This window comes from Streptomyces sp. A0642 (genome assembly GCF_004795105.1).
GTDB lineage: Bacteria > Actinomycetota > Actinomycetes > Streptomycetales > Streptomycetaceae > Streptomyces.
This window is the reverse complement of the sequence record NZ_SSBL01000003.1, coordinates 1-18,191: the sequence shown is the minus strand read 5'-3', so window position 1 is coordinate 18,191 and position 18,191 is coordinate 1. Positions and strand designations below refer to the sequence as shown.

General features: G+C 71.5%; 15 protein-coding genes. 6 read left to right on the top strand and 9 right to left on the bottom strand.

Annotated features, from left to right (window positions below; all coding sequences use genetic code 11):
* Positions 1-7: 7 nt before the first annotated feature.
* Genes E6R60_RS07150 through E6R60_RS07130 form a run of 5 tightly spaced genes read right to left on the bottom strand, consistent with a single transcriptional unit; the run spans position 8 to position 6,920 of the window.
* Complete coding sequence (locus E6R60_RS07150) at positions 8-1,651, bottom strand: right-handed parallel beta-helix repeat-containing protein (protein WP_136325598.1); 1,644 nt, start codon at positions 1,649-1,651, stop codon at positions 8-10.
* A gap of 5 nt (positions 1,652-1,656) precedes the next feature.
* Positions 1,657-2,664 (bottom strand): UDP-glucuronic acid decarboxylase family protein, encoded by a 1,008-nt coding sequence (locus tag E6R60_RS07145; protein ID WP_136325597.1) that lies wholly within the window; start codon positions 2,662-2,664, stop codon positions 1,657-1,659.
* Positions 2,661-3,980 (bottom strand): UDP-glucose/GDP-mannose dehydrogenase family protein, encoded by a 1,320-nt coding sequence (locus E6R60_RS07140; protein ID WP_136325596.1) that lies wholly within the window; start codon positions 3,978-3,980, stop codon positions 2,661-2,663. The genes E6R60_RS07145 and E6R60_RS07140 overlap by 4 nt, the downstream gene beginning before the upstream one ends.
* Before the next feature lie 4 nt (positions 3,981-3,984).
* Positions 3,985-5,079 carry a UDP-glucose 4-epimerase GalE gene (gene galE / locus E6R60_RS07135; RefSeq protein ID WP_206309334.1) on the bottom strand — a complete coding sequence of 365 codons (1,095 nt, stop codon included), beginning with the start codon at positions 5,077-5,079 and terminating at the stop codon, positions 3,985-3,987.
* 11 nt (positions 5,080-5,090) lie between these two features.
* The gene (locus E6R60_RS07130) at positions 5,091-6,920 is read right to left on the bottom strand and encodes a glycosyltransferase (RefSeq protein ID WP_136325595.1); all 1,830 of its coding nucleotides are present in this window, start codon (positions 6,918-6,920) and stop codon (positions 5,091-5,093) included.
* Between the two features lie 122 nt (positions 6,921-7,042).
* Here E6R60_RS07130 and E6R60_RS07125 point away from each other — a divergent pair, with 122 nt between their 5' ends.
* Complete coding sequence (locus E6R60_RS07125; protein WP_240802429.1) at positions 7,043-7,762, top strand: TetR/AcrR family transcriptional regulator; 720 nt, start codon at positions 7,043-7,045, stop codon at positions 7,760-7,762.
* A 203-nt stretch (positions 7,763-7,965) separates the two neighbouring features.
* Here the strand turns inward: E6R60_RS07125 and E6R60_RS07120 are convergent, their stop codons facing one another.
* A complete protein-coding gene (locus tag E6R60_RS07120) occupies positions 7,966-8,478 on the bottom strand; it encodes a DUF1360 domain-containing protein (protein WP_136325594.1) in 513 nt (170 codons plus the stop codon).
* A gap of 444 nt (positions 8,479-8,922) precedes the next feature.
* Between E6R60_RS07120 and E6R60_RS07115 the strand changes: the two genes are divergently transcribed.
* Positions 8,923-9,837 (top strand): diiron oxygenase, encoded by a 915-nt coding sequence (locus E6R60_RS07115; RefSeq protein ID WP_136325593.1) that lies wholly within the window; start codon positions 8,923-8,925, stop codon positions 9,835-9,837.
* Positions 9,838-9,897: 60 nt separating this feature from the next.
* The gene (locus tag E6R60_RS07110) at positions 9,898-11,544 is read left to right on the top strand and encodes an FAD-dependent oxidoreductase (protein WP_136325592.1); all 1,647 of its coding nucleotides are present in this window, start codon (positions 9,898-9,900) and stop codon (positions 11,542-11,544) included.
* A gap of 179 nt (positions 11,545-11,723) precedes the next feature.
* Here E6R60_RS07110 and E6R60_RS07105 read toward each other — a convergent pair whose 3' ends face one another.
* Positions 11,724-12,257 (bottom strand): DoxX family protein, encoded by a 534-nt coding sequence (locus E6R60_RS07105; RefSeq protein WP_136325591.1) that lies wholly within the window; start codon positions 12,255-12,257, stop codon positions 11,724-11,726.
* 362 nt (positions 12,258-12,619) lie between these two features.
* On the opposite strand from E6R60_RS07105, the gene E6R60_RS07100 reads away from it, so the two are divergent.
* Both E6R60_RS07100 and E6R60_RS07095 read left to right on the top strand, forming a co-directional pair.
* Positions 12,620-14,635: an NADPH-dependent 2,4-dienoyl-CoA reductase gene (locus E6R60_RS07100; RefSeq protein WP_136325590.1), complete on the top strand. Its 2,016-nt coding sequence runs from the start codon at positions 12,620-12,622 to the stop codon at positions 14,633-14,635.
* A gap of 55 nt (positions 14,636-14,690) precedes the next feature.
* Positions 14,691-15,242, top strand: a complete 552-nt coding sequence (locus E6R60_RS07095) for a PadR family transcriptional regulator (RefSeq protein WP_136325589.1) — start codon at positions 14,691-14,693, stop codon at positions 15,240-15,242.
* 56 nt (positions 15,243-15,298) lie between these two features.
* Here E6R60_RS07095 and E6R60_RS07090 read toward each other — a convergent pair whose 3' ends face one another.
* Positions 15,299-16,264, bottom strand: coding sequence for a hypothetical protein (locus E6R60_RS07090; RefSeq protein ID WP_136325588.1), 966 nt, complete (start codon positions 16,262-16,264; stop codon positions 15,299-15,301).
* On the bottom strand, positions 16,261-17,151 hold the full coding sequence (locus tag E6R60_RS07085) for a phosphatase PAP2 family protein (protein WP_136325587.1): 891 nt from the start codon (positions 17,149-17,151) through the stop codon (positions 16,261-16,263). Before E6R60_RS07085 ends, E6R60_RS07090 begins: the two co-directional genes overlap by 4 nt.
* 162 nt (positions 17,152-17,313) lie before the next feature.
* On the opposite strand from E6R60_RS07085, the gene E6R60_RS07080 reads away from it, so the two are divergent.
* Complete coding sequence (locus E6R60_RS07080; RefSeq protein ID WP_136325586.1) at positions 17,314-17,943, top strand: TetR/AcrR family transcriptional regulator; 630 nt, start codon at positions 17,314-17,316, stop codon at positions 17,941-17,943.
* The last annotated feature ends 248 nt before the right edge of the window (positions 17,944-18,191 follow it).

The following is an 18,191-nucleotide window of genomic DNA, read 5'->3' as shown; positions in this document are numbered from 1 at the left end:
AGCCGGTTCAGTCCTTCACCGAAGGGACCGCGGCGCCGACCGGGGGCGGCGTTCCGGTGGCCTTGCCGAAGTAGTCGACGGCGCCGGGGTCCGTTCCGAAGAGCGCGTGCAGATCGAGTCCGGCTCCCATCGGGGCGGCGCACTCGGGGATGATCAGCGGCGCGTCCTGGGTGGAGCGGATCCGGGGCAGGGCGCCGCCGGCGAAGCAGGGGTTCGTGGTCGTACCGGAGGGCTTTCCGCCCGCGCGCTCCTGGCCTGTCGCCGCGCGCCAGGCGGCCAGGTCCGCGTAGGTGCGGCCGGCCCAGTCCACGCTCCATGAACCGGCGGCCGTGGCGTAGTTGTTGCCCTGGAGAAGTACCTTGCGGGGGGTGAGGCCCTTCGCGGCGAGGATCAGCGGGGCATGGTCGGTGACGAGGATGTTGTTGCGCACGGTGACCTGCGACAGGCCCGCCCGTAGCACGATCGCCGGTCCCCGGCCCTTGGGCGAGTGCGGCATGACCAGGGTGTTCTGGTAGATGTGCAGGCTCCGGACGTCTTTGCCGTAGACGGCCAGGGCGCCCTTCGCGGGCAGCTTGCGTCCGTTGCCGGTCGAGATGTTGTAACGGATGGTGTTGTCCCGATGGGCCCCGTTCCTCTTGTTCGTGTACGTGTAGTACCCCGGCCCGTCGTTCTGGAAGGCCAGGTTGTACTGGACCGTCGACTCCGAGACGTTGGAGTCGAGGCCGAAGCCCGCGCCGTCGACGCGGGAGCCGGTGTGGTTGCGGTAGGAGCTGTTGTGCTCCAGGAGGACCCCGGTGGAGTCGTACGCCCAGATCCCCACCGGGCCGGCCGGCGCCTCGGCGGCGGCGCGCGTCCCGTTGTCGTGGGCGCGCGACTCCCGGACCGTGGCGTCGCGGACGCTGCCGAGGACGATGCCGTTGCCCGAGTGGGTGGTGGTCGAGGTGGGGTCCCCGGTGTTGTGGTACGCCGCGACGTTCACGATACGGATGTGGCTGTGGGCGTACGAGGGGCGATCGGCGTCGAAGTCAGGACCGTAGGCGAGCAGTCCGACGTCCTTGTTGTCGTGCAGCCTGGAACGGTTGACGGTCACGTTCTCGAAGCCCGTACCGCTGCCCTTGCCCCCGATCGCGATGCCCGCACGGAAGCCGGAGACCTCGACGCCCGAAACGGCCACATGGTCCAGCTTGTCGCCGCCCGGCAGGTCGCTGTAGAGGTTGATGCCCCCCTCCCGGAGATAGGAGCCGTTCCTTCCGGTCACCGCGAGGTTGCGGATCTCCACGCCCGCGGTGTCGTGCACGGAGATCCCCGGGCCGTCCGTCGCCGCTACCGTCGCCCGTCCCGTGCCGTAGGACCCGATGACCACGGGCCGGTCCGCGTCGCCCGCCTCCCCCTTCCCCACGGTCAGCGTCCCGGCGAACCGTGCTCCCCCCTGAAGCATCAGCTTGTTGCCGGCTTCCAGGGGCGTACGCTCGACGCGCCGCAGGGTCCGCCACGCTTCGCCGGGCGACGTACCGGAGTTCCGGTCGTTCCCGCCGGGGCTGACGTAGTAGGTGGCGGGCGGTGGGGCGTAGTGGGGGGTGTCGGCGCACCCGCTCCCGGCGGCCAGGATGATCGCGGCGGCCAGCGTGGTCATCGCGGCTGTCCGGTACATGGGGATCAGGCCTTCAGGGACTCGAAACGGCTGGGGCCGGGCTCTTCGGCCGGCTGGAGTGGCCCGTTCGCCCGCGGGGGCCGCGCACTGTCGGTGAACCAGGCAGCCGTGCGCCGCAGGCCGTCCTCGACCGGGACCACCGGTGCCCAGCCGAGTTCCTGACGGGCCCGGGTGATGACGGGACGACGGCGGCAGGGGTCGTCGACCGGCAGGGGGCGGTACTCGATCCGTGACCGCGAACCGGTGACGCCCAGGACGAGGTCCGCGAGCTCCCGCACGGTGTGCTCGACCGGATTGCCCAGATTGACCGGTCCGCTCAGGCCGCGCCGGTCGATCATGGCCAGGATTCCGCGCACGAGGTCGTCCACATAGCAGAAGCTGCGGGTCTGGCTTCCGTCCCCGTAGATGCTCAGCGGCCCGCCCGACAACGCCTGGCGTAGGAAGGTCGAGACCACACGGCCGTCGTACGGACGCATCCGGGGGCCGTAGGTGTTGAAGATCCGCATGACGCCCACGTCGACGCCGAGGCTGCGCCGGTAGGCCGTGGACAGCGCCTCCGCATACCGCTTGGCCTCGTCGTAGACGCTGCGGGGGCCGACCGGATTGACATGGCCCCAGTACTCCTCGGGCTGTGGGTGGATTTCCGGGTCGCCGTACACCTCGCTGGTCGAGGCGAGGACGAACCGGGCGTCATGCCGCAGGGCGAGGCGCAGGGCGTTCTCCGTGCCACGGCTGCCGACCGTGAGCGTTTCGAGCGGCAGCCGGTGATAGTCGGGCGGAGACGCCGGGCTGGCGAGGTGGGCGACGGCGTGCACAGGCCCCGGGATCTCCATGGCGGCGGTGATGTCACCGTGCAGGAGACGGAACCGGGGGTTCGCGCAGAGATGGGACACGTTCTCCGGTTCGCCCGTGGAGAAGTTGTCCAGGCACCACACGGTGTCGCCTCTGCGCAGCAGCGCCTCGCACAGATGGGACCCCAGAAATCCGCCACCCCCTGTGACGACGGCCTTCATGATGTGCCTCCCGTGGGGCGGCCCAGCGCGTGCAGCGACCAGCCGGCCGCGCGCCAGGGATGGGCGTCGAGACTGTTGCGTGCGTCCAGGAGCACCGGGGAGTGGACCACGGGGGCGAGGGCCAGCGGGTCGATCCGGCGGTAGTCCGGCCAGGGTGTGAGGTGCAGGACCACGTCCGCGTCCTCGCACACCTTGGGGATGTCCAGCGAGTACGTGAGGTCGGGCAGGGCCGCGCGCGCGTTGTCCAGCGCCTCCGGGTCGTGTACGCGCACGCTCGCACCCTCCTCGTGCAGGACGGAGGCGACGGCCAGGGCGGGCGAGTCACGGACGTCGTCGCTTCCCGGTTTGAAGGAGGCGCCCAGGACCGCGACCCGGCGGCCCGCGAAGCAACCACCGACGAGCCGCCTGGTGCGGTTGACGGTGCGCCGCCGCTGGCGGAGGTTGATGCGGTCGACCTCATGCAGGAACGACACCGCCTCGCCGGCGCCGATCTCCTCGGCGCGGGCCGCGAAGGCCCGGATGTCCTTGGGGAAACAGCTTCCGCCGAAGCCGAGCCCCGGATCCAGGAAGCGGTGGCCGATCCGCGAGTCCGCACCGATGGCGCGGGCCAGTACGGTCACGTCCGCGCCGGCCGCCTCGCACACCTCGGCCATCGCGTTGATGAAGGAGATCTTGGTCGCGAGGAAGGAATTGGCGGCCACCTTGACCAGCTCCGCAGTGGCCGTGTCCGTGCTGAAGAACTCCGCGCCCACGCGCACCAGGGGCTCGTAGAGGGCCCGGAGGGCCGCTTCGGCGTGTGGGGAGCCGACGCCCACCACGATGCGTTCCGGGCGCATGGTGTCCTGCACCGCGGAGCCCTCCCGCAGGAACTCGGGGTTCCAGGCGACTTCACAGTCCCGCGTGGACGCCGCGAGCCGCCTGCCGAGGGCCGCGGCCGTGCCGACCGGGACGGTGGACTTGCCCACCACCAGACTTCCCGGTCGCAGATGCTGTGCCAGTTCGTCCACCACGGCGTCCACGTACCGCAGGTCCGCGGCTTCGCTGTCGGGGCGCTGCGGGGTGCCGACGCACACGAAGTGCGTCCGGGCGAACTCCGCGCCCTCGGCGAGGGACGTGGAGAAGCGCAGCCTCCCCGACGCGACGGTTCGGGCGAGGAGCTCGTCCAGACCGGGTTCGTGCATGGGAGCGCGGCCTGCCGTCAGCGACGCGATCCGTGCCGGGTCGATGTCGATTCCGAGCACCTGGTGGCCTATGTCGGCCATGCACGCGGCATGCACTGTGCCCACGTATCCGGTTCCTATCACGGTCATACGCATGACTTCACTCCTTTGGGGATCTGCTGCCGGAAGGACCGGCATAGCCGGATGGGTTGAGCTGCTGGAACCGCCACGCGTCCTGGCACATGGCCGCCAGGTCGCGGGTGGGCCGCCACCCCCAGGCGCGGGCCACCGCGGCCGCGTCGGCGACCAGTTCGGTCACGTCGCCGGGGCGGCGCGGCTCGATGTCGTACGGGATGGGCTTGCCGCAGGCCTCACGGAAGGCCGCGATGACGTCGAGGACCGACCAGCCCCGGCCGGCACCGAGGTTGTACACGTGCATCCCGGGGCCGTCGGCGAGATGGTCCAGCGCGACGCGGTGCGCCTCCACCGTGTCCATGACGTGCAGGTAGTCACGGACGGGCGTTCCGTCGGGGGTCGCGTAGTCGTCCCCGAACACAGGAAGGCGCGCGCGGCGGCCGACTGCCACCTGGGCCAGGTACGGCATCAGGTTGTCCGGGATGCCGGAGGGGTCCTCCCCGAGCAGTCCGCTGGGATGGGCGCCGACCGGGTTGAAGTACCTCAGCGAGAGCGCCGTGAACTCCGGAATCCGTCGGCACACGTCGGCGAGGATCTGCTCGCAGGTCCATTTGGAGACGGCGTACGGATTGGTCGGCCGGGCCGGGGACGCCTCGCTGAGGCGTCCGCCTCCCGCGTCGCCGTACAGGGAGCAGGAAGAGGAGAACACCAGCCGGTGCACTCCGTGTTCGTGCATCGCCCGCAGCAGCGACGTCGTCCCGCCGACGTTGACGTCGTAGTACTCGACGGGCATCCGGGTCGACTCGCCGACGGCCTTCAGAGCGGCGAAGTGTACGACGGCGTCCACGGAGTGGCGGTCGAAGACTGCCGAGAGGGCGCGCCGATCACGGATGTCCAGCTCGTACACGGCGCCGACGAAACGGCCGGCGATCCGCTGCACACGGGCGAAGACCTGTGGAGTGCTGTTGGAGTAGTTGTCCACAACTATCAACTCGTAGCCATGGTCGAGGAGTTCGACGCAGGCGTGTGAGCCGATGAAACCGGCTCCTCCGGTGACGAGGATGGTGGAGGGTGAACTCGCGCGGTGGTCGCGGTTGTTCGCGTGTGCGCGTACGTTCATGGTCACTGCATTCACCAGCCCAGGACGGCGGCCGCGTAGGCCGGATAGAAGACGATTGCCGCGGCGACGGGCAACGACGAGAGGAGGCCGACGGTCAGGGACAGGCGCGCAGTGCGCAGAGCGACGAGGAAGCGCCTTCCCGAGGTCCTGGCCGCTTCCCGCACGTGCAGCAGCGGGACGGCGAGTGCCACCGTGGCGTAGACGATCGCTCCGAGGAGACAGAGGAAGACGTATCCGGCCGACGGACCGCTCAGCTCCCCGTAAAGGGCGACCGAGGACAGCAGGACGGCGATCGCCGCGAAGGGTGAGGTCAGCCGCGCCAGCAGCGGCACGGGCCCGCCTGTGTTCTTGGGAGTGACCTTGAAGGTCAGCTGTGTGTGCCAGATCTTCTGACGTACCGCGCCGAACAGACCCCAGACCACGAATGGCCACCGGGCGACCGTGAACAGCCAGGTCTCCCAGCTCATCAGAGGAGCGGTACGCGGACGCATCAGCTGCCGGTGCCGCAGCAGGCCGAGCGTCAGCAGCAGCCAGACGGGCATCGACCAGAAGTGGAGCAGGAAGTCAAAGTAGTTGACGTTCATCCACGGCAGCCCGGTGATCACCGCCACCGGCGGAAGGATCAGCCCGGACACGATCATCAGGCCCAGGAGCGGGTAGTACGCCAGGGCGTAGCCGAACCGCAGCCGGAGAATCACGGGAAGCCGCCCCAGATGGCGGGGCAGCAGCCCCAGCAGCATGGTGGTGAGGCTCCGGGACCACTGGTATTCCTGGGTGACCATGTCGGCGAAATTGAGCGGCCCGTCGCCGTGCGCCTCGGCGTCGACGGCGAACGCTCCATGCCAGCCTGCCGAGTTGAGTAGAAAGGTGGTGGAGAAGTCCTCGGCCAGCTCGGGCCCCAGGCCGCCGATGTCCCGCAGGGCACGGGTGCGCACCGCATAGTGGGACCCGATGCACATCGGGGCGAGCCCGTCGCTGTGGCCCAGTTGTACGGCGCCGTGCCAGACGGCCTCGCGATGCAGCCGGCCACGCGCCGACCAGGACGCGGCGTCGGTGGCGTCGCACACGCTGGGGGCGGCGACGTAACCGATCGCGGGGTCGCCGAACGGGCGGACCATCTCGGCGAGATACGTCGGGGCCGGGACGTGGTCGCAGTCCAGCTGGGCGACCACCGCGTAGCGCCGGTATCCCCAGTGATCGTAGAAGTAGGCGAGGTTGCCTTCCTTGCACCGCGTCCGCCGGGGCCATCCCGCTCGGTGGTACGGGAGGACACCGCGTCGGCATGACATCGTGACGCGGTTCTCGCGGCACCACTGCTCGATCTCCTCGCTGGGGTCCTCGTCGCACAGCCAGACGTCGTAGGGGTGCGGGTAGTCCTGGGCCAGCATGGCGCGCAGGGTCCGGCGGACGGTGGACCACGGCTCGGAAGGGGCACGGGTCACCACGAAGGCGACCGCCACCGAGGGAACGGGCATCCGTGGATCGACCCGGCGCAACCGCAGGGCGGTGATGAAGAAGTAGCAGGGGATGCCGGTGAGGTAGAGCAGAAGAAGGCTGTTGACGATGAGCCCCGCCCAGCCCGCCCGGTGCTCCGGCCGCAGCCACCAGGACCAGAACCACAGGAAGGACGCCACCCAGCAGACGGCGACGGACCACACCACCGCCCGGTCCCGGGCGGGAAGCACCGGGGTGAAGGTCGTGCGCCGAACGGTCCGGGCCCGGTACGGGTGCCCGAAGGTGGGGCCCTCGTCGGAGACCCGTACGACGTTGCCGTCCGAGATCAGCGCCAGCTCGCGCTCCATCTCGAGGCGATCTTCCGGCTTCAGGTCGCTGTGCGTCATGACCGGACACTCCTGAGTGGCTACGTCGTACGTAGACGCCGTACCTTGACGCCATACGTTTACGTCATATACGTACGACTTTGAGCGTATTGTTCTTTCATGTCAACCGGAAGGCGGCCATCGTGAACGAAGCCGAGCAGGGGGCGGGGCGAAGGGCGGGCGACAAGGGGCGCTACGGTCGGCTCAGCCGGGAGCGCGTACTGGCTTCAGCCCTCGACGTGGTCGACCGCGACGGGCTCTCCGGCCTCAGCATGCGCAAGCTCGGCGCGGAACTGAGCGTGGAGGCAATGGCTCTCTACCGCTACGCCCCGAGCAAGGAAGCGCTGCTGGACGGGCTGGTCGAGGAGTTCAGCCGGGAAGTGGAGGGGATTCTGGAGCGAAGCCCCCGGGCGGAGCCTGAGATCACGGACCCTCCCACGCCCGACTGGCTGGCCCAACTCCATCACATCGCGCTGAGCACCTACGACGTGGCGCTCCTCCACCCCCACGTGGTGCCCCTCCTGGCCACACGTCTGCTGTCCACGCCCCTGGCGCAGCGGCCGCTGCCGGTGCTGCGGAGCGACGAACGCGTTTTGGCGCTGCTCCACGACGCAGGTTTCGATCAGGGCGAGGTCGTGCGCCTCCACCGCGCCTTCACCGCTTGGCTGCTCGGATTCCTGCTCGTGGAGCTGCGGGCGATGGACGACCAGGCGGACGAACCCGACCCCGCGTTCCGGCTGGGCCTGCACCGGCTGCCCGCGCGCGAACTGCCTCACCTACGGGCGACGGCCGTCGGGATGGCCGATCGCGGCGGCCCGGCGGAGCTTGCGGCCGGCCTGGAAGCCCTGCTGGGGGCGCGGTGACCATCCCGTGAGCCGATACCGCCTCCGGGGAGCGGCGCGTCCGCGCACTCGTCGAAGGGCCCGGCCGACTGCGGATGAACCCGCTCGGCCTGACGAGGCCGGCGCTGACGACTGGGCACCGACGCGCAGCCCGTTCACCTCCGCGCGAGCGGGGGCCCTCCGACCTGACACGCTTGTCACTCCGGCACCGCAGAACGCTCCGATCACCCTTCGGCGTTCCGCTGGGTCCAGGCCCATGCGTACTGCATCCAGTCGGCGACGGCCATCGCACCGAAGCCCGCACCGATGAGCCGGGCGGCCCGGGGGGCGAGTACGTAGGTCCCCAGGAGTCCCGTGGCCGTCCAGGAGGCGGCGCAGAACGGGCACGTCACCAGGTCACCCATCGCGAGCCTGAGGCCGCGGCCCCGAGGTTCGTCAGCCACCTCGCCCGCCGTCGTGTCCTGCGAGCGGCGGCTGAAGGGCGCCCGGAGGAAGCTGGTGATCTTGTCCTTGGTGAGCAGCCGTGCCGTCTTGTACGTGGCCACGCCCAGCAGCGCCACGTCCCACGGCGGCACGCGCTCCGGCAGAACGACCCCGCGTCGGCGCGCGAGCACCACCAAGGCTCCGCAAGCGGCTGTGTACGTCCCCGCGATGGCGGCGTAACCCAGGAGGGGCACGGCCCCTCGCTCGTCGTAGTCCTGTCCCGTGTTCCGGCCCGTGGGCTCCTCGGCTGCCATGACGCCTCCAGCGATGGGATGAGCAGGGAGGACGGCCCGGAGCAGCCGTCCCGACGGCGACGCCGGATGGGTACCCCTGCGGACCGGCACCACACGTCGGGACAGGTTTCGGGGAAGGCTCCCGGGCACCCGGCACGTGCACGGACATCCGCGGACGAAGGTGGAGGCCGGTCATGGCGGACCCGCACCTCCGCGACCCCTTCGGAGCACCCGCTGCCGGCCGTCCATGTGCGCCTCGTCGTGGAGAGATCGTACGGATTCCCTGCGCGGGGGTAGGCCCGGACGGCCCTCTTGCTATACCTTCCGTCTAACAGCTTGCTAGACGCCACGTCTAACAAGCGAGGACGGCGCCTGCCGGCCGTCGGTCTCATCGGGCCGGGACGGGATGAGGCAAGAGGCCGGGCAGCGTCGGGTCGGTCTGTCGCGATTCAAGGAGCCGCAGCAATGGCAAGCAGCACCGTTCGGCCGGAGGACCAGAACCGGCTCGCCGAGCAGGACGTCGCCCGGCGCCTGCTCGATTCGGCCGCGAAACTGTCGTACGACCCGGCGACCGAGGTGGACTGGGAGACCCCGCTGGACACCGGTCACCACGGCGCGAGCCCGGAGTGGAGCACTCTCTACGGCACCGCGTACTGGCAGGAGTTGACCGAGGCCCAGCGCAAGGCGCTGACGCGCCAGGAAGCCGCTTCCGTCGCCAGCACCGGCATCTGGTTCGAGATGATCCTCCAGCAGATGGTGCTGCGCGACATGTACGCCAAGGACCCCACGGACCCGCGGTTCCAGTGGGCCCTCACCGAGGTCGCCGACGAGTGCCGGCACTCCATCATGTTCGCGCGCGGCGCCGCGAAGCTGGGCGCACCGGCCTACCGGCCGCGCCGGCCGGTGGTCGAACTGGGCCGTGCCTTCAAGACCCTCGCGTTCGGCGAGGCCGCGTACGCGGCGATCCTCGTGGCGGAGGAGGTGCTGGACGTGATGCAGCGGGACTGGATGCGGGACGAGCGGGTCGCGCCGTTCGTCCGGACGATCAACAACATCCATGTGGTGGAGGAGTCCCGGCACATGAAGTTCGCACGTGACGAGACCCGCAGGCGCCTGCGCGACGCGGGTCCGCTGCGCCGGCAGATCAACTCTCTCGTGGTCGCCATCGCCTCGTACTACATCGTCACCAGCATGGTGAACAGGGACGTCTACGCGAACGCGGGACTGGACAGCACGCGCGCCCGCGCCGAGGCGAAGGCCAATGAACACCACAAGTCCCTGATGCGTTCCAGCTGTTCGGGCCTGATGGACTTCCTGGCCTCGGCCCGCCTCCTGACCAAACCGGCCCTGTTCTTCTACAAGCGCGCCCACCTGATCTGAGCCGGGTCCTCCGCGAGCCCGCCGACCTGATCTGACCCGAGCCGAGAGCCCGAGCTGACGATGACCTACGCCATCACCCAGAACTGCTGCAGCGATGCCACCTGCGTCGCCGTGTGCCCCGTCAACTGCATCCACCCCACGCCGGAGGAACAGGCCTTCGGCAGCACGGAGATGCTCTACGTCGACCCGGCGGCCTGCATCGACTGCGGTGCCTGCGCCGACGCCTGTCCGGTCGACGCGATCTTCCCGGTGGACAGTCTGTCAGCCGGGCAGAAGGAGTACGCCGCCATCAACGCGGCGTACTACGAGGGGCGGGAACGGGAGACCGCCGCCGGGCCGAACTTCCACTCCTGGGGTGAGCCGTCGTTCGCACGCAGCCTGCCGTCCGACTTCGCTCCGATCAGGGTGGCCGTCGTCGGCACGGGGCCGGCCGGGATGTACGCGGCCGAGGACCTGCTGCTGCACACCAACGCCGAGGTGACGCTGATCGACCGGCTCCCGGTGGCCGGGGGCCTCGTACGGTACGGCGTGGCGCCCGACCACCCCGCTACGAAGGGGGTGGGTGAGACCTTCGCACGGTTCCACTCCCACCCCCGGGTACGGATGCACCTGGGGGTCGAGGTCGGCAAGGACCTCACGGTCGAGGAGCTCGCCGCCCACCATGACGCGGTGATCTACGCGGTCGGCGCCTCCGACGCCCGGCGGCTGGGCATCCCGGGCGAAGACCTGCCCGGCAGCCTCCCGGCCACCCAGTTCGTCTCCTGGTACAACGCCCACCCGGAAGTCCCGCCGGAGACCGTCGGGTTGTCCGCCGAGCGGGTGGTCGTCGCCGGGAACGGCAACGTGGCGCTGGACGTGGCACGCATCCTCGTCACCGACCCCGCCGCGCTGGCCGGCACCGATATCGCCGGGCACGCCCTGGCGGCGCTGCAGGACTCCGAGGTCCGCGAAGTGGTCCTGCTCGGCCGGCGCGGACCCGACGACACCGCCTGCACCGCGTCCGAACTGCTCGCCCTCGCCCATCTGCCGGGCGTCGGCCTGGTGGTCGACGACCACGACCCGCGGACCGGTGCCGTGCTCGACGGCCCGGCCGAGGGCGAGAAGGCCGCCCTCCTGCGGGAGTTGCCCCGGGAGACGGTCGACTGGTCACAGCCCCCGCCACCGGGGCGCCGCATCGTCTTCCGCTTCCACTCCGCTCCCATGGAGGTACGGGGACACGACGGCGTCGAGGCGGTGCGCGTGACGGCCGCCGCGGGCGACCGGGAGATACCCGCGGGCCTGTTCCTGCGGGCGATCGGTTACCGGGGCGTGCCGGTTCCCGGTCTGCCCTTCGACGAGTCGGCCGGCACGGTGCCGCACGAGGGCGGCAGGGTGGCGGGCCTGAGCGGCAGCTACGTCGTCGGCTGGATCAAGCGCGGCCCTTCGGGCGGCATCGGGGCCAACCGCACGTGCGCCGCCGAGACCGTCGGCACCCTCCTGGCCGACGCCGTCGCGGGCGCGCTGCCCTCCCCCGCGTACCCGGCCAAGGCGTTCGGACGCCTGGTCCGGCGCCGTGGCCGTCAGGTCGTGGACGCCAGGGGGCTCGCCGCCATCGACCGTGCGGAACAGGCCCGCGGTCGCGAACAGGGCCGCCCGCGGATCAAGTTCGACACTGTCCCCGCACTGATCGCGGCGTCGAAGGGACGCGGCCTGCGGTCCTCACGCTGACCGCCGCGTCCAAGGGACGTGCCCTGCGGTCCGCACGCTGACCGCCGCGCCCAAGGGACGTGCCCTGCGGTCCGCACGCTGACCGCCGCGCCCAAGGGACGTGTCCTGCGGTCCTCACGCTGACCGCCGCGCCCAGCGGACGTGCCCTGCGGTCCGCACGCTGACCTGCGGGGCGGGTGTCAGAAATCGTCCGGCTCCTCCGGCTCCGCGGTCTGCCCCTTGGCCCGTTTGCCCACGACGGCGACCGCGGCCGCTGCGCTGCCCACGAAGGCCAGGGCGACCATCCACGGCTGGTCGAACGCGTGCCGGGTGGCGTGGTCCACGGAGTACCGGCCGGGGCCGGTCAGGCCGATCGCGGCCGCGGTGAAGCCCAGGAAGGCCGGGTACTCGTAGCCGCCGCCCTGCGCGAAGAAGCCGGCGGGGGCGTGGACGGCCACGGCTCCGGCCATGGCGCCCGCGGCTGCGGCGCCGGCCGCCGGAGTGGCCAGCCCAAGCGCCAGCAGGACGCCGCCGCCGGCCTCGCCGAGACCGGCGGCGATCGCGCTGTGCTTCGGCGGATGGAATCCCATGGCCTCCATCGCGGCGGTGGTGCCCTCGATGCCCCCGCCGCCGAACCAGCCGGCGAGCTTCTGGCTGCCGTGCGCGGCCAGCACGGCGCCGGTGCCGACGCGAAGGACGAGCAGGCCGAGGTCACGACGGTTGAGGCAGCCCATGGGGGTCTCCGGGAAGGTTCGGGGGCCGGGACGGAGGAAGCGCCCGGGTGCGGTTCGGTCTCCACTCTCCGCGCACCGGGGCCGGGACGATACGCGTTGCTACGCCGTCCGGGGGCGCGGACGGGACACGTGCCCAGTTGTCGCCGTCCGGGGGCACCACCACGCCACGCGACCAGCCGTCCTCACGCCGCCCGGGCGCACAGCCACGGCACGTGACCAGCCGCTCTCCCGCAGCCCGGGGGCGAGCCGATGCCGCACGTGACCCGTGACACAGTGCGACGTACGCCATTGTGCAACTTGTTGCACAACACCGTTTCGGTGGTCTAGAACTGGCGTAACCACACCGCGCGAGGAGCCACTCCATGAGCCCGTACCCGCATCTGCTGAGCCCGCTCGACCTCGGGTTCACCACCCTCCCCAACCGGGTGCTGATGGGATCGATGCACGTCGGCCTGGAGGAGGTCGAGAACGGCTTCGAGCGCATGGCCGCCTTCTACGCCGCCCGCGCCCGCGGGGGTGTGGGCCTCATGGTCACCGGGGGCATCGCACCGAACGAGCAGGCCTGCTCGCTGCCCGGGGGCGCGAAGATGACGACCGAGGCCGAGGCCGCCGAGCACGCCGTCGTGACGTCGGCGGTGCACGCGGCGGGCGGCCGGATCGCCATGCAGATCCTGCACTTCGGGCGGTACGCGCACCACCCCGCGCTGGTGGCGCCGAGCGCCATCCAGGCGCCGATCAGCGGCTTCGTGCCGCACGCCCTGACCGACGACGAGGTCGAGTCGACCATCGAGGACTTCGTGACGGCGGCCGCGCTGGCACAGAGCGCGGGCTACGACGGCGTCGAGATCATGGGCTCCGAGGGCTACCTGATCAATGAGTTCATCGCCGCCGCGACCAACCACCGCGAGGACCGCTGGGGCGGTTCGTACGAGAACCGCATCCGCTTCCCCATCGAGATCGTGCGCCGGGTACGCGAGCGGGTCGGCAGCGACTTCATCCTGATCTACCGGCTTTCGATGCTGGACCTGGTGCCCGGCGGGTCATCGCTCGAGGAGGTCGTGCGGCTCGCCCGGGAGATCGAGGCGGCCGGGGCGACGATCATCAACACGGGCATCGGCTGGCACGAGGCCCGCATCCCCACGATCGCGACGTCGGTGCCGCGCGCCGCCTTCACCTGGGTCACCGAGAAGGTGCGCGGCGCCGTCTCCGTCCCGCTGGTGACGAGCAACCGCATCAACACTCCCGAGGTCGCCGAGCAGGTCCTTGCGGCGGGGCGCGCGGACATGGTGTCGATGGCCCGGCCGTTCCTCGCCGACCCGGACTTCGTCGCGAAGGCGAGCGAGGGCCGTGCGGACGCGATCAACACCTGCATCGGCTGCAACCAGGCCTGCCTGGACCACATCTTCAGCGGCAAGGTCACCTCCTGCCTGGTCAACCCGCGCGCCTGCCACGAGACCGAACTCACGCTGTCGCCGACCCGCACCCGTAAGCGCGTCGCGGTCGTCGGGGCCGGGCCGGCCGGACTGGCCTGCGCGGTGACGGCGTCCGAGCGCGGCCATGACGTGACGCTCTTCGACGCGGCCGAGGAGATCGGCGGGCAGCTCAACGTGGCGCGCCGCGTGCCGGGCAAGGAGGAGTTCAACGAGACGCTGCGCTACTTCCGCACCCGGCTGGCGGAGGAGAAGGTCGAGCTGCGGCTGGGCGCCCCGGTCGGCACCGGGGAGCTCGACGGTTTCGACGAGATCGTCCTGGCCACCGGCGTCACCCCCCGCACGCCGGCCATCCCCGGCGTGGACCACCCGAGCGTGGTCAGCTACCTCGACGTGCTGCGGCACGGGGCGCCGGTGGGCGACCGGGTGGCGCTCGTCGGCGCGGGCGGCATCGGCTTCGACGTGGCGGAGTTCCTGACCGACGGCGGGGACGCGGCGAGCCAGGACCCGGAGGCGTTCTTCCGGCAGTGGGGCGTCGACACGGAGTACCGCGAGCGGGGCGGACTCGGCACCGCCGAGCGTCCGAAGTCCCCGCGCACGGTCCATCTGCTCCAGCGCAAGGCGAGCAAGGTCGGCGCGGGCCTCGGCAAGACGACGGGCTGGATCCACCGCACCGAGCTCCGTCACCGGGGCGTGAACATGATCGCGGGCGTCGGCTACGACCGGATCGACGACGACGGGCTGCACATCACGGTCGACGGTGAACAGCACCTGCTGCCGGTCGACACGATCGTGCTCTGCGCGGGCCAGGAGCCCCGGCGGGACCTGTACGAGGAGCTGCTCGCCGCGGACCGCCCCGCGCATCTGATCGGTGGCGCCGACGTCGCGGCCGAGCTGGACGCCAAGCGGGCGATCCGCCAGGGCACGGAACTCGCCGCCTCGCTCTGACCCCGGGCACCCGGAGGGCCGGGCGGCCCGCCCGGCCCTCCTTAGGATGCACTCCATGTCACTCCCGCACGCGATCCTCACCGCCCTGCTCGAGAAGCCTTCGTCGGGGCTGGAGCTGACCCGCAGGTTCGACCGGTCGATCGGCTACTTCTGGTCCGCCACGCACCAGCAGATCTACCGCGAGCTGGGAAAGCTGGAGCAGACCGGACAGATCAGGGCCCTCGAACCCGCCCAGCCGGCCCGGGGGCAGAAGAAGGAGTACGAGGTGCTCTCCGCGGGCCGGGAGGCACTGTCCGCCTGGGTGGCCCGCCCGGAGGACCCGAAGCAGATCCGCGATCCGCTGCTGCTGCGGATGCGGGCGGCGGCGGTCGTCGGTGCGCCGGGCCTCGACGCGGAGCTCCGGCGCCACCTCGCGCTGCACCGGCGCCGGCTCGCGGAGTATCTGGAGATCGAGGAGCGGGACTTCCCGCCCGGGCGGGACGCGGCGGAGGACCGGCTGCGCCATCTCGTGCTGCGCGGCGGCATCGATCTGGAGAACTTCTGGATCGGCTGGCTGACCCGGGCGCTGGCCGAGGACGCCGGCGCGGCGGCGGCCGGCCTCGGATAGGCGTCGGCGGATCACGGGGAGGGGCCGCTGCGAGCGGCCGGCGGGCGGCGGGGCCGCTACGAGCGGCCGGCCCGGATCCGCCGCAGGTGTCCGTGTCCGTGTTGCTGGAGTACGGCGCGCGGGCTCCTGATGACGACCCGAGACGGAACGCTCGGAGCCGGTTCGGCGGCGACCGCCGCGGCGGCGGCGGGGGCGGCCTGCGCCTGGGCGCGGCTGAGCAGGATGACTCCTTGGGCGGCCGCCGCGGTGCCCAACAGCGCCGGGACCAGGCTGATCGTCCCGCCCTGGAGCCGCTCCCCCAGCAGGGCCAGGCCGATCACCGCCGCGGCGACCGGGTTGGCGAGGGTGACGACGGCGAGCGGTGCGCCGAGGCCGCCCCGGTAGGCGGTCTGGGAGAGGAGCAGTCCGCCCATCGCGAAGGCCGAGACGAGCAGGGCGACGACGACCAGCCGCCAGCTGAACAGCGGGCCGGTGGTGTGGTCGGTGGCCGCGACGGTCAGCGTCTGGGTCAGTGCCGAGGCGACGCCCGAGGTGATGCCGGAGGCTGCGGCGTGCCGCAGTCCGGGACGCGCGCCCGGGCGGCTGAGCCCGGCGACGAGGGCCATGGTCGCGGCGCCGACGGCCAGCGCCTCGGCGAGGCTCAGCGTCTCGTGCGGGGCCGAGCCGCCCGCCGTCATCAGCAGCGCTCCCAGGCCCAGCAGGGTCAGGAGCGTGCCGCGCCACTCGGTCGTCGAGACCTTGCGGCCCGCGGCGCGTGCGCCGAGCGGTACGGCCGCGACCAGGGTCAGCGCCCCGAGCGGCTGGACGAGGGTCAGCGGCCCGTACTTCAGGGCGGCGACGTGCAGAAGGGCGCCGCCGGCGTTCAGCCCGACGGCAGACCACCACGCCCCGCTGCCGAGCAGCCTCAGCGTCCCGGTGCCGGGGGCGGTGCGCCCCGCGAGGCGTGCCTGGGCCACTGCCGCCCAGGCGTAGGCGGCGGCGGAGACGAGCGACAGCGCGACGGCGATCAGGGTGGCGTTCATCGCCGGGCTCCCGAGGAGGCGTACGAGGAGGAGCGCCCGGAGGCGACGGTGGACGATCGGCCGGAGCCGTACGGTGCCGCGACGGCATGCGCGCGTGCGGCGACGGCCTGCGCCGGGACGCCGGCGGTGGAGGGCCACGGCAGAGGGGCCCGGACGGGCTCCGCGCGCGGGAGCCTCAGCGCCGCGAACGCCACCGAGAGCATCGCGGCCACCACGATCGAGTCCATCCAGTAGTGGTTGGCGGTGCCGACGATGACGAGCAGCGTGACCGCCGGGTGCAGCAGCCACAGCCAGCGCCACCGCGAGCGGGTGGCGACGACGAGGCCGACACCGACCATGACGGCCCAGCCGAAGTGGAGTGAGGGCATGGCGGCGAACTGGTTCGCCATCGAGTCGGTGGCCGGCGTGGAGCCGTACACCGTCGGTCCGTAGACCTGGCCGGTGTCGATCAGGCCGGTCGCGGCGAGCAGCCTCGGCGGTGCGAGCGGGAACAGCAGGTGCAGGGCCAGCGCGGCTCCGGTGAGCGCGGCGAGGATGCGGCGCGACCAGACGTAGTGGCGCGGGCGGCGCCAGTACAGCCAGGCGAGGAAGAGCAGCGTGGCCGGGAAGTGCACGGTCGCGTAATAGGTGTTCGCGAGGTGGATCAGCGTCTCGTCGTGGAGCAGCAGGCTCTGCACGGTGCCCTCGCCGGGCAGGTGCACGGCGCGTTCGAGGTCCCAGACGCGTCCGGCGTTGTGGAACGCCTCGTCGACGTGACCGTTGGCCGCCTGGCGGCCGAACTTGTAGATCACGAAGAGTCCTACGACGAGAAGAAGCTCGCGGACGAGGGGCGGTCGGGCAGAAGTGTCCGGCTCCCGATCGGCGGGCCTGCTACCGGCGAACAGCATCCGGTGCCCCTTTGCTGACGAAGCGGTGTGCGGTGGCAGGGAGCGAGTCCCTGCCGTATCGATACGCCAGTGTACCGATACGGAGGCGTATCGGAACACTCGCGTATCGGTACACTGGCGTATCGATGGACCTCGTCGCAGAGTCGCAGAGAGGGAAAGCGCATGTCGTCGCAGGAATCGGGGCCCGAGCAGGCCACCGCGTCGCGCCGCTCGAAGATCACGCCGGAGCGGGCCAAGGAGCTCTACACGGCCGTGCTCGACATGCTGAGGGAGAGCGGCTACGAGTCCCTCACCATGGAGGGCGTCGCGAGCCGGACCCGCTGCGGAAAGTCCACGCTCTACCGCCAGTGGGGATCGAAGCCCGAACTGGTCGTCGCCGCCCTGCACGGGACCCGGCACGGGCTGCTCGGCCGGATCGACACGGGCACGCTGGCCGGGGACCTGCGGGCGGCGGCGCGCGCGATCGGCGAGGGCTCCGGACGCGACACCCCCCTGATGCTGGCCCTGAGCCATGCGGCACTGCAGAGCCCCGAGCTGCTGTGTGCGCTGCGCGAGTCGCTGATCCTGCCCGAACTGGCGGCGATCGACGCCATGGTCGCGCGCGGCGTGGAGCGTGGCGAGGTGGCCGCCGGCAACCCGGCGACGGAGTTCGTCTCCGCCCAGCTGCTGGGCGTGATGCGCGCACGTCCGCTGCTGGGGTGCGCCCAGGCGGACGAGACCTTCCTCGTCCGCTTCGTGGAGGCAGCGGTCTTTCCCGCACTCGGCCTGGACGCGCAGGCGTCCGGGTCCTGACAGACGTGGGCCGTCGTCCCAGCGGATGACGACGGCCCGCCCGCGCCGCACCGTGGGGACGGGGGCGGCGCACACCCCGGGCGGCCGGTGACTTCTGCGGAAGTCACCGGCCGCCCGCGTACGGCCGCCGATCCCCCTTCTCGTCCTCTTGACGATATGCAGCGCGAGCCATTATCGTCGCTACGACGAGAACGAGGGGGTCCATCATGGCCGACATCACACGGCGCTTCGGCTGGCGTCATCTGCGC

What these genes read in the sequence shown, in the direction of transcription:
- E6R60_RS07110 (WP_136325592.1), top strand. Translation starts at nt 9,898, where the DNA reads ATGACCTACGCCATCACCCAGAACTGCTGCAGCGATGCCACCTGCGTC.
- E6R60_RS07130 (WP_136325595.1), bottom strand. Translation starts at nt 6,920, where the DNA reads ATGACGCACAGCGACCTGAAGCCGGAAGATCGCCTCGAGATGGAGCGC.
- E6R60_RS07100 (WP_136325590.1), top strand. Translation starts at nt 12,620, where the DNA reads ATGAGCCCGTACCCGCATCTGCTGAGCCCGCTCGACCTCGGGTTCACC.
- galE (WP_206309334.1), bottom strand. Translation starts at nt 5,079, where the DNA reads ATGAACGTACGCGCACACGCGAACAACCGCGACCACCGCGCGAGTTCA.
- E6R60_RS07105 (WP_136325591.1), bottom strand. Translation starts at nt 12,257, where the DNA reads ATGGGCTGCCTCAACCGTCGTGACCTCGGCCTGCTCGTCCTTCGCGTC.
- E6R60_RS07140 (WP_136325596.1), bottom strand. Translation starts at nt 3,980, where the DNA reads ATGCGTATGACCGTGATAGGAACCGGATACGTGGGCACAGTGCATGCC.
- E6R60_RS07145 (WP_136325597.1), bottom strand. Translation starts at nt 2,664, where the DNA reads ATGAAGGCCGTCGTCACAGGGGGTGGCGGATTTCTGGGGTCCCATCTG.
- E6R60_RS07150 (WP_136325598.1), bottom strand. Translation starts at nt 1,651, where the DNA reads ATGTACCGGACAGCCGCGATGACCACGCTGGCCGCCGCGATCATCCTG.
- E6R60_RS07090 (WP_136325588.1), bottom strand. Translation starts at nt 16,264, where the DNA reads ATGAACGCCACCCTGATCGCCGTCGCGCTGTCGCTCGTCTCCGCCGCC.
- E6R60_RS07080 (WP_136325586.1), top strand. Translation starts at nt 17,314, where the DNA reads ATGTCGTCGCAGGAATCGGGGCCCGAGCAGGCCACCGCGTCGCGCCGC.
- E6R60_RS07095 (WP_136325589.1), top strand. Translation starts at nt 14,691, where the DNA reads ATGTCACTCCCGCACGCGATCCTCACCGCCCTGCTCGAGAAGCCTTCG.
- E6R60_RS07115 (WP_136325593.1), top strand. Translation starts at nt 8,923, where the DNA reads ATGGCAAGCAGCACCGTTCGGCCGGAGGACCAGAACCGGCTCGCCGAG.
- E6R60_RS07120 (WP_136325594.1), bottom strand. Translation starts at nt 8,478, where the DNA reads ATGGCAGCCGAGGAGCCCACGGGCCGGAACACGGGACAGGACTACGAC.
- E6R60_RS07085 (WP_136325587.1), bottom strand. Translation starts at nt 17,151, where the DNA reads ATGCTGTTCGCCGGTAGCAGGCCCGCCGATCGGGAGCCGGACACTTCT.